Source organism: Bacteroides sp. MSSM.1001136sp1_RTP21357st2_D2_RTP21359_211015 (genome assembly GCF_040913205.1).
Lineage (GTDB): Bacteria > Bacteroidota > Bacteroidia > Bacteroidales > Bacteroidaceae > Bacteroides > Bacteroides ovatus.
On record NZ_JBDFVF010000025.1, the window covers coordinates 103,508 to 113,527 of the forward strand.

11 protein-coding genes are annotated in these 10,020 nt (G+C 39.5%); 8 read left to right on the forward strand and 3 right to left on the reverse strand.

Going from position 1 to position 10,020, the window contains the following annotated elements; genetic code table 11:
• Positions 1-9: 9 nt before the first annotated feature.
• Together AB5217_RS16480 and AB5217_RS16485 are read right to left on the reverse strand one after the other, a co-directional pair.
• On the reverse strand, positions 10-600 hold the full coding sequence (locus AB5217_RS16480; RefSeq protein ID WP_004302060.1) for a 50S ribosomal protein L25/general stress protein Ctc: 591 nt from the start codon (positions 598-600) through the stop codon (positions 10-12).
• Positions 601-737: 137 nt separating this feature from the next.
• Positions 738-1,139 carry a PUR family DNA/RNA-binding protein gene (locus AB5217_RS16485; RefSeq protein ID WP_004302061.1) on the reverse strand — a complete coding sequence of 134 codons (402 nt, stop codon included), beginning with the start codon at positions 1,137-1,139 and terminating at the stop codon, positions 738-740.
• A 168-nt stretch (positions 1,140-1,307) separates the two neighbouring features.
• Here AB5217_RS16485 and nusB point away from each other — a divergent pair, with 168 nt between their 5' ends.
• The 6 genes from nusB to AB5217_RS16515 all read left to right on the forward strand — a co-directional run bounded on the left by nusB (position 1,308) and on the right by AB5217_RS16515 (position 5,411).
• Positions 1,308-2,234 (forward strand): transcription antitermination factor NusB, encoded by a 927-nt coding sequence (gene nusB, locus AB5217_RS16490; protein WP_004302062.1) that lies wholly within the window; start codon positions 1,308-1,310, stop codon positions 2,232-2,234.
• 39 nt (positions 2,235-2,273) lie between these two features.
• Entirely contained in the window at positions 2,274-2,597 is a 324-nt protein-coding gene (yajC, locus tag AB5217_RS16495) for a preprotein translocase subunit YajC (protein WP_004302063.1), read from the forward strand.
• Positions 2,598-2,617: 20 nt separating this feature from the next.
• Positions 2,618-3,631 carry a CdaR family protein gene (locus tag AB5217_RS16500; protein WP_032843193.1) on the forward strand — a complete coding sequence of 338 codons (1,014 nt, stop codon included), beginning with the start codon at positions 2,618-2,620 and terminating at the stop codon, positions 3,629-3,631.
• Complete coding sequence (gene coaE, locus AB5217_RS16505; protein ID WP_004305634.1) at positions 3,621-4,238, forward strand: dephospho-CoA kinase; 618 nt, start codon at positions 3,621-3,623, stop codon at positions 4,236-4,238. Before AB5217_RS16500 ends, coaE begins: the two co-directional genes overlap by 11 nt.
• 20 nt (positions 4,239-4,258) lie before the next feature.
• Positions 4,259-4,687 carry a DUF5606 domain-containing protein gene (locus AB5217_RS16510; RefSeq protein WP_004302066.1) on the forward strand — a complete coding sequence of 143 codons (429 nt, stop codon included), beginning with the start codon at positions 4,259-4,261 and terminating at the stop codon, positions 4,685-4,687.
• 475 nt (positions 4,688-5,162) lie between these two features.
• Positions 5,163-5,411, forward strand: coding sequence for a hypothetical protein (locus AB5217_RS16515; protein ID WP_004302068.1), 249 nt, complete (start codon positions 5,163-5,165; stop codon positions 5,409-5,411).
• A 56-nt stretch (positions 5,412-5,467) separates the two neighbouring features.
• Here the strand turns inward: AB5217_RS16515 and clpB are convergent, their stop codons facing one another.
• Complete coding sequence (gene clpB / locus AB5217_RS16520) at positions 5,468-8,056, reverse strand: ATP-dependent chaperone ClpB (RefSeq protein WP_004302069.1); 2,589 nt, start codon at positions 8,054-8,056, stop codon at positions 5,468-5,470.
• A 285-nt stretch (positions 8,057-8,341) separates the two neighbouring features.
• Here clpB and AB5217_RS16525 point away from each other — a divergent pair, with 285 nt between their 5' ends.
• Entirely contained in the window at positions 8,342-8,929 is a 588-nt protein-coding gene (locus AB5217_RS16525; RefSeq protein WP_004302071.1) for a DUF6621 family protein, read from the forward strand.
• A gap of 70 nt (positions 8,930-8,999) precedes the next feature.
• Positions 9,000-9,896: a LysR family transcriptional regulator gene (locus AB5217_RS16530; RefSeq protein ID WP_032846940.1), complete on the forward strand. Its 897-nt coding sequence runs from the start codon at positions 9,000-9,002 to the stop codon at positions 9,894-9,896.
• The last annotated feature ends 124 nt before the right edge of the window (positions 9,897-10,020 follow it).

Consider the following 10,020-nt stretch of genomic DNA (forward strand, 5'->3'; position numbering starts at 1 on the left):
TAATCTCAATTACTTGCCAGCGGCTGCTGCTGCACCTCTTGCTGCACGAGTCAACTTAACAGCACATACAACGGCTTCTTTAGCACTAATCAGTTCAAGGCCTTCGAAGCTCAATTCGCCAACTTTAACAGTCTTGCCCAATCCCAGGTGAGAAACGTTAACGATCAGTTTCTCAGGAATTACATTGTACAAAGCTTTCACTTTGATCTTACGCATCTGCAGTGCAAGTTTACCACCGGCTTTCACACCTTCTGCAAGACCTTCCAACTGTACAGGTACTTCCATTACGATAGGTTTAGCTTCGTCAATCTGATAGAAGTCAACGTGCAGGATAGTATCTTTTACCGGATGGAACTGAATATCTTTCAGGATAGCGTTTACTTTTTTGCCATCGATAACCAAGTCTACAACGTAGATGTGCGGAGTATAAACTAAGTTACGAAGTCCTTCGTTAGTCACTGTGAAGTGAACTACTTCATTACCTCCGTAAAGTACACAAGGTACACCACCGTTCTTACGAATTTCTTTCAAAGCTCTAGCTTGTTCAGAAGAGCGTTCTGCAATTGTTCTTGCAGTTCCTTTTACTTCAATTGATTTCATTTCTTTAAAAAATTGTGTTACTCTAAATTAAGTTAGCTTGCTTAATTCACCATCACACGATGTGGATTATCACACGATGTTGCAAAAAAGCGGTGCAAAAGTACGTCTTTTTTTTGAAATATCAAAGAGTTACTTTCTTAAAAGTCAATATCGATCTTAATTTCGCTCTCTAACTTGTTTTCCCGGGCTTCTTCGATTGCTTTCTGTTCACTTTCTTCATCCGCTTCGGTGTTCAGGCGGGCGATGTATTCGTTCGCATCACTGCACTCAATGAAGTTGACTGCTTCTTCGAGTCCTGCCATAAACTTCTGAAAGTCCTCCCTATATAGGAAGATTTTGTGTTTTTCGAAACTAACCTGAGAATCGTCACCTTCTCCCGTTATCACTTTCTTACTCTCTGTAATAGCCAGGAACATTTCATCTTTACGATTCTTCTTTACGTCAAGGTAATAGATGCGTTTACCTGCTTTAATGGACTTGGAGAATACAATCTCCTTATCATTCATGTCTGCGCTCATTTTCTTTTTTAAATCTTCCATATCTTTCGGTCCGTTTATAATCGGCCTCAAAATTGGATATTTTTTTTAAACTGTCAAAAGAAAAAGCGCAGAGAATCAAATACTGCATTAAAAAATGTGATTTATTAGTGGAAACTCATTAAAAATATCTACTTTTGCAGTTCGATAACAACAGTATTAATTTGAATTATGATCAACAGAGTTCTTATTCGTCTTAAGATTATACAGATAGTATATGCCTATTATCAAAATGGCAGCAAAAATCTAGACTCAGCGGAGAAAGAGTTATTCTTTAGTCTTTCAAAGGCGTATGACCTTTATAATTATTTGCTAATGCTGATGATAGCATTGACAGAGTATGCACAAAAACGTATTGATGCGGCAAAAGCTAAATTGGCACCTACGAAAGAGGAGTTGTATCCCAACAGGAAGTTCGTAGATAACAAGTTTATTGCTCAATTGGAAGTCAATAAGCAATTGGTAGAGTTTATAGCCAATCAAAAAAGAACCTGGGCAAACGACCAGGACTTCATCAAGGAACTTTATGAGAAAATTGTAGAAACCGATATCTATAAAGATTATATGGCTTCTGACGACCACTCATACGAGGCCGATCGTGAATTATGGAGAAAACTCTATAAAACATACATCTTTAATAATGATTCTCTCGATCAGGTATTGGAAGATCAGAGTCTGTATTGGAATGATGACAAAGAAATTGTAGATACATTCGTCCTGAAAACGATCAAACGTTTTGATGAAAAGAAGGGTGCCAACCAGGAACTGCTTCCGGAATTTAAGGATGACGAAGATCAAGAGTTTGCACGTCGTCTGTTCCGTCGTACTATTTTGAATTCCGACTATTACCGTCATTTGGTTAGTGAGAATACAAAAAATTGGGATCTGGACCGTATTGCATTTATGGACGTTATCATTATGCAGACTGCATTAGCAGAAATTCTTAGTTTCCCGAACATTCCGGTCAGTGTTTCGTTAAATGAATATGTAGAGATAGCGAAGTTGTATAGCACAGCTAAAAGCGGTAGCTTTATCAACGGTACGCTGGATGGAATAGTTAATCAATTAAAAAAAGAAGGTAAGTTGACTAAAAACTGATACCTTTGTCCATATAGTAGAAACTAAAACAGATTATTTATGAACGTATTGACTGTATTATTGCAAGCTCCTGCCGGTGCTGCCGGAGGTGGAAGTATGATGTGGATCATGCTGATAGCTATGTTTGTTATCATGTATTTCTTTATGATCCGTCCTCAGAATAAGAAGCAAAAAGAAATAGCAAATTTCCGTAAATCTCTTCAGGTAAATCAGAATGTGATTACTGCAGGTGGTATCCACGGAACAATCAAGGAAATTACTGACGATTACATAGTACTTGAGATTGCTTCTAATGTAAAGATTAAAATAGACAAGAATTCTATTTTCGCTGATGCTTCAGCTGCTAGCAATCAATCTAAATAATAGTTGATAAATAAGTGCCTATGTTTGATCGTAGGAAAATAGAATATACATATTTAAAACTATCAAAGAAAATTAAGGATTTTCTGCTCAGTGATAAGAGCAGAGAGTTCTTAATTTTTTTATTTTTCTTCTTGATAGCCGGTGGATTTTGGCTGCTTCAGACTCTGAATAGTGACTATGAAGCCGAGTTCTCCATTCCGGTACGAATAAAAGATGTTCCCAATAATGTAGTGCTGACTTCGGAACCGCCTTCCGAACTTCGCGTCAGAGTGAAAGATAAAGGTACGGTGCTGCTCAATTATATGCTGGGGAAAAGTTTTTTCCCGGTAAATCTAGGTTTTCTTGATTATAAAGGAAAAGATAATCATGTGAAGATTTACGCATCTGATTTTGAGAAAAAGATATTGAGTCAATTGAATGTGTCTTCCAAAATTCTTTCAATCAAGCCGGATACATTAGAGTATATCTATTCTGAAGGAAAGTCTAAGTTAGTACCTGTCCGCTTTCAGGGGAAAGTGACAGCCGGACTTCAATATTATGTATCAGATACGATTTGTAATCCGGATTCTGTATTAGTTTATGCTCCGGAAGGAATTCTGGATACTATCACCATCGCATATACTCAAAAGATAAATCTGGAGAATATTTCAGATACAACCCGGCGACGAATTCCGCTGAATTCTGAAAGAGGAGTGAAGTTTGTTCCGGCTTCGGTAGAAATGATATTTCCGGTAGATATTTATACGGAGAAAACAGTAGAGGTGCCATTACACGGAGTTAATTTCCCAGCCGATAAGGCATTGCGTACCTTCCCTTCCAAAGTTCAGATTACTTTTCAGGTGGGGTTGAAGCGGTTTCGCAGCATAAAAGCAAGCGATTTTATCATCAATATTTCTTATGAAGAGTTGTTGAAGCTGGGTTCTGATAAATATACGGTTAAATTGAAGTCGTTCCCAAGTGGAATCAATCAAATCCGTATTGTTCCTGAGCAAGTAGACTTCTTGATAGAACAAATTACTTCTAATGTCGATTAAGATTGGTATAACCGGTGGTATCGGTAGCGGGAAAAGTGTGGTTTCCAGATTATTTGGAATAATGGGAATTCCTGTTTATATTTCAGATATAGAAGCAAAGCGTATCACGCAGACAGATCCGGTGATTTGTCAGGAACTTTGTGCGCTGGTCGGTCAGGATGTGTTTCAAAATGGTGTGTTGAATCGTTCTTTGCTGGCATCCTATATGTTCGGTCATCCGAATCGTGTGCAGAAAGTGAATGAAATTATTCATCCACAGGTGAAAGAAGATTTTCGTCGGTGGGCTGCCCGGTTTGGTGGTGAACAATTGGTAGGTATGGAGTCTGCCATACTTGTGGAAGCCGGTTTTAGGAGTGAAGTTGATTTTCTGGTTATGGTGTATGCGCCGCTGGAAGTGAGAGTGGAGCGCGCCATAAAACGGGATTGTTCATCGAGAGAACAGGTGATGAAGCGTATTGAGGCACAAATGAGTGATGAAGTTAAGAGAAGTCATGCTGATTTCGTGATAGTCAATGATGATGAAACATCGTTAATTCCGCAGGTTTTGGAGCTTATTTCTTTGCTATCTAAAAATAATCATTACCTTTGCTCCGCAAAAAATAATTAATAAATAAAAGGATATATACTATGTTGAAGACTATCTTGTCTATCTCAGGTAAACCGGGATTATACAAACTTATTTCGCAAGGAAAAAATATGTTGATTGTTGAATCAGTCAATGCTGAGAAGAAACGTTTCCCCGCTTATGGTAATGAAAAAATTATTTCTTTGGCCGATATAGCAATGTATACGGACGATGCAGAAGTGCCTTTGTATGATGTGCTGGAAGCTATAAAAGAGAAAGAGAAATCAGCGCAGGCTTCTATCGACCCGAAAAAGGCTACTCCTGAACAATTGCGTGAATACTTGGCTGAAGTATTACCAAACTTTGATCGTGAACGCGTATATGTAGCAGATATCAAGAAATTGGTAGCTTGGTATAACATTTTGATTTCTAATGGAATCACAGAATTTAAACCGGAAGGTGAAGTTAAGGAAGAAGCAGCTGCAGAATAATCTGTACCGTTTATTTAATCAAAAATAGAGAACATGATAAGCATTTTAAATGCTTATCATGTTTTTTCGTATAAACACTTGTATGTTCAGAAAAAAATTAGTATTATTTGGGTAATCTTTTACTAAAATAAATATCTTCTACTTATATTGTAAATAATGATGCTTTTTTATGTATCTTTGTCGCTGTTCACTATTCTTGGGAATAGCAGTAGTGAACGGTGAATAACAATAGAGAACAAAAGCGTTATAAAGATATTATTCAAGACTTGAGATCTGGACAATATTGAACTACTTAGGAATAATGTTTAAACGCTCGTGTTCTGCCATGTATGTAAATATGTGGTTGAACATTAGTTGTTTTGCATGATTTAGCTAGTAGATGTCTAAAGCGTCAAGGGGGGATAATTGTAGTAAGTTCCCACGCTTTTTATTTTTAATAGCCTTCTAGGGGAGCAGATGGTTTTTGATGTAGGGTATGGAGACAATAACAAATAAAGAAGTAAACGTCCGTTTGGACAATGAAAAAGGGACATTATGCCTGACAGGTTTGTTGGCAGGTACAATGGTATTCCTTTACGATTCACAGGGAGAATTAAAAGGCAAACATAAATTTGCTTTGCCTTTATTGACTATGGAAATCCCTCAACAGGGTACCTATGTTTTGGTAATGAGCCATCCGAATTGCCAACCGGAAGTCCGGAGATTTACATATTCAGGGATATAAATAATACCGGTATGCTTCTTATCAAGCATACCGGTATTCTATTTAAATGGAAACTCTTAATTTCTGAATACCAATCCGTCTCCACCAGCGTCAACGGTAATTGCTTTACTGCGGTCGACTTCCTGGGAAAGTAACTTTTTGGATAGATCGTTCAATAGATAACGTTGAATAGCCCTCTTTACCGGACGAGCTCCAAATTCAGGATCATATCCCACTTGAGATAAGAAGTCCAATGCTCCTTCCGTCAGTTTCAGTTCCACTCCGTTTTCGGCAAGCATTTTCTGAACTCCCTTGATTTGTAAGAGTACGATCTGCTTGATTTCCTTTTCATTCAATGGTAAGAACATGATCGTTTCATCAATACGGTTCAGGAATTCCGGGCGAATCGTCTTTTTCAACATATTCATGACTTCCTTCTTCGTTTCTTCAATCACTTCTTCTTTATTGGAACCGTGCAACTTCTCCATCTGACTTTGTATATAAGAACTACCCATATTCGAAGTCATGATGATGATTGTATTTTTGAAGTTGACCACCCTTCCTTTATTGTCAGTCAGTCGTCCGTCATCCAATACCTGTAACAGGATATTGAAAACATCCGGATGAGCTTTTTCTATCTCGTCAAACAGGACAACAGAGTAAGGTTTCCGACGTATAGCTTCTGTCAGCTGACCGCCTTCATCATATCCTACGTATCCCGGAGGCGCTCCGACTAAACGGGAAACACTGTGCTTTTCCTGATACTCGCTCATGTCGATACGAGTCATCATCGTTTCGTCATCGAACAGGAATTCTGCCAATGCCTTCGCCAGTTCGGTCTTACCTACACCGGTGGTTCCGAGGAAAATGAACGAGCCAATCGGACGTTTCGGATCCTGTAATCCGGCACGACTACGGCGCACGGCATCTGCCACGGCTTCAATCGCTTCATCCTGACCGATTACACGTTGATGAAGTTCCTCTTCCAAGTGCAATAGTTTATCCTTTTCACTTTGCAGCATCTTGCTGACAGGAATACCTGTCCAACGGGAAACAACATCCGCAATGTCCTCAGCATCTACCTCTTCCTTAATCATGGCTTTATCGCCTTGCATATCACGTAGCTGCTTTTGAGTATCTTCTATCTCTTTGTCCAAAGCCTGAAGTTTACCGTAACGGATTTCGGCTACTTTACCATAGTCACCTTCACGTTCAGCTTTTTCTGCTTCAAATTTAAGATTCTCTATCTCAACCTTATTCTGCTGGATTTTATCCATCAGCGTTTTTTCACTCTGCCATTTGGCTTTAAAGGACTTTTCCTGTTCTTTAAGTTCGGCAAGCTCCTTACCGATGATTTCCAGTTTCGGTTTATCGTTTTCACGTTTAATAGCTTCCCGTTCGATTTCCAACTGCTTGATTTTGCGGGAGATTTCATCCAGTTCTTCAGGAACAGAATCTACCTCCATACGCAGTTTGGCTGCAGCTTCATCCATCAGGTCAATGGCTTTATCCGGCAGGAAACGGTCGGTGATGTAACGGCTACTCAATTCGACGGCTGCAATGATGGCATCATCTTTGATACGCACATGGTGATGGTTCTCGTAACGCTCTTTCAGTCCACGAAGGATAGAAATAGTACTTAAGTTGTCCGGTTCATCCACTTGTACGATTTGGAAACGACGCTCCAAAGCTTTGTCCTTTTCGAAGTACTTTTGATATTCGTCGAGGGTTGTTGCTCCGATAGAACGTAGTTCTCCACGAGCTAAGGCAGGTTTTAGAATGTTTGCAGCATCCATGGCGCCTTCACCCTTTCCGGCTCCTACCAGTGTATGAATCTCATCAATGAACAGAATTATATCACCTTCTGATTTCTTCACTTCATTGACAACTGATTTCAGTCGTTCTTCAAACTCACCTTTATACTTTGCACCGGCAACCAATGCTCCCATATCCAATGAATAGACCTGTTTGTTTTTCAGGTTTTCAGGTACATCTCCTCGAAGGATACGATGTGCCAAGCCTTCTACGATTGCTGTCTTACCAGTTCCCGGTTCACCGATTAGAATCGGATTATTCTTTGTACGGCGGCTCAATATCTGGAGTACCCGGCGGATTTCTTCATCACGTCCAATTACAGGATCCAGTTTTCCGCTACGGGCAGCTTCGTTCAGGTTGATAGCGTACTTTTCCAATGATTGATAAGTATCTTCACTAGATTGTGACGTTACTTTTTCTCCTTTCCTCAACTCGCTGATGGCATTGCGTAATTCTTTTTCCGTCATACCGGCATCTTTCAAGATAGTGGAGACGGTACTTTTCACAGTCAGCAATGCTAGTATGATATGCTCTAATGAAACAAACTCATCGCCCATTTCTTTAGAATACTGTGTTGCTTTCTGCAATACTTCGTTAGATTCACGACTCAGATACGGTTCTCCGCCGGATACTTTTGGCAGGGAGTCGATCTGTTTGTCGACAACAAGAGCTACCTGCTGTCCGTTCATGCCAAGTTTCTGGAAGATGAAGTTAGTGACATTTTCACCCACCTTCATTACTCCCTGCATGATGTGGACAGGTTCAATGGCTTGTTGTCCCCGGCTTTGTACCAGGTTCACGGCCTCCTGTACCGCTTCTTGAGATTTGATGGTAAAATTGTTAAAGTTCATATCTTTGTTCTCCTTTCTTATTTCACGTTTTTAATAACACCTAAGAGGGCGCAAAAGATTTGCCAAGTATAAAAATATGACAAAATAGCATGAGTATTAAGGAGTTAAAGGACAAAATGACCTTTTTATCTGGGAGTAACTGACGAATTTGCTATAAAATATCATTTGTTACCTGATACGCTTGTTTGTGTAATCTTAGCCTGTGATGAAAGAAAATAAATATTGAAAAGTGGATAAATAAAAGTATTGTAGTATCTTTATCCGCTGTAATAATATAGATGGTATATGAGTGATAAGCCCCAAATAAAACTTGCTGAAACAGTGGTGTTGATTGACGCTGCTTTTTTGAATTTTGTAATAACGGATATAAAAGGATATTTTGAAGAAACTTTGCATCGTTCTTTACAAGAGATAGACCTTTCGATGTTGACCACCTATATAACCTTGGATGCAGGGATTACAGAAGGGAAGAACGAGGTGCAATTTCTTTTTGTGTATGATAAAGAATCCAGTCGATTGCAATATTGCCAACCTTCCGGTTTGCAGGAAGAATTGAATGGAGTTGCGTTTCAGAGCCCTTATGGTGAATATTCTTTTGCCAGCGTTCCATCGGAAGGAATGGTGTCAAGAGAAGATTTGTTTTTGGATTTACTCTCTATCGTTTCCGATTCGGCAGACGTGAAAAGGATGATCGTTATTTCTTTCAATGAGGAGTATGGAAAGAAAGTGACTGATGCTTTGCATGAAGTGAAAGGCAAAGAGGTCATTCAATTCCGTATGAATGAGCCCGAACTTCCGGTGGATTATAAATGGGATATGCTGGCTTTCCCTGTCATGCAGGCGTTGGGGATAAAAGCGGAAGAATTGCAATAACTATTGTGCTTTTATTCTTTCTGTAATTCATTATTCGTCATTGATTTCTTAACTGTTAATCATAATTGCCGTGTCCGATTTTCGTTTAAAAGTATTTCAGAGCGTAGCGAAGAATCTAAGCTTTACGAAGGCTTCGCAAGAATTGTTTGTCAGTCAACCTGCTATCACCAAACATATTCAGGAGCTGGAGACTTACTATCAAGCTCGTTTGTTCGACCGTCAAGGGAGCAAAATCTCACTGACTAAGGCCGGAGAATTGCTGTTGAAACATAGCGAGAAAATCTTGGACGATTATAAACAATTAGAATATGAGATGCATCTGTTGCATAATGAATATATCGGCGAACTGAAATTGGGGGCCAGTACTACGATTGCGCAATATGTACTTCCTCCTCTGTTAGCGAACTTTATAGCCAAGTTTCCGCAAATCAATCTTTCTTTGATTAATGGAAATTCCCGGGGAGTGGAAGCTGCCTTGCAAGAGCATCGGATTGATTTGGGACTGGTCGAAGGGATCTTCCGCTTACCTAATCTGAAATATACTCCATTTTTGAAAGACGAACTGGTTGCCGTGGTGCATACACAGAGTAAATTAGCTGTCACGGATGAGATTACTCCGGAAGATTTGCTGAATATTCCTTTGGTTTTGCGGGAGAGGGGCTCCGGTACATTAGATGTGTTTGAACGTGCCTTATTGCAACATAATCTCAAACTTTCTTCTTTAAATGTATTGATGTATCTCGGTAGTACAGAGAGTATCAAGCTTTTTTTGGAACATACGGACTGTATGGGAATTGTTTCTATCCGTTCGGTGCATAAAGAGCTTGTAGCTGGCAATCTCCGTGTAGTCGAAATAAAAGGAATGCCGATGCTGCGCGAATTTAACTTTGTACAGCTGCAAGGGCAGGAGGGAGGATTGTCACAGGTGTTTATGCGTTTCGCCGGACATCATAGTAAAAGCCTGTAAGTTTGTCTTTTTCTCTCGTGCAATCGCTTCTCCAGAATAAGAAAAATGGTTCTTCGTCAAATTTGGTGGTACTTCTTCTATTGTGAATAAATAATCTTCGCTCTCAGTAGTTTAATTCCTGCCC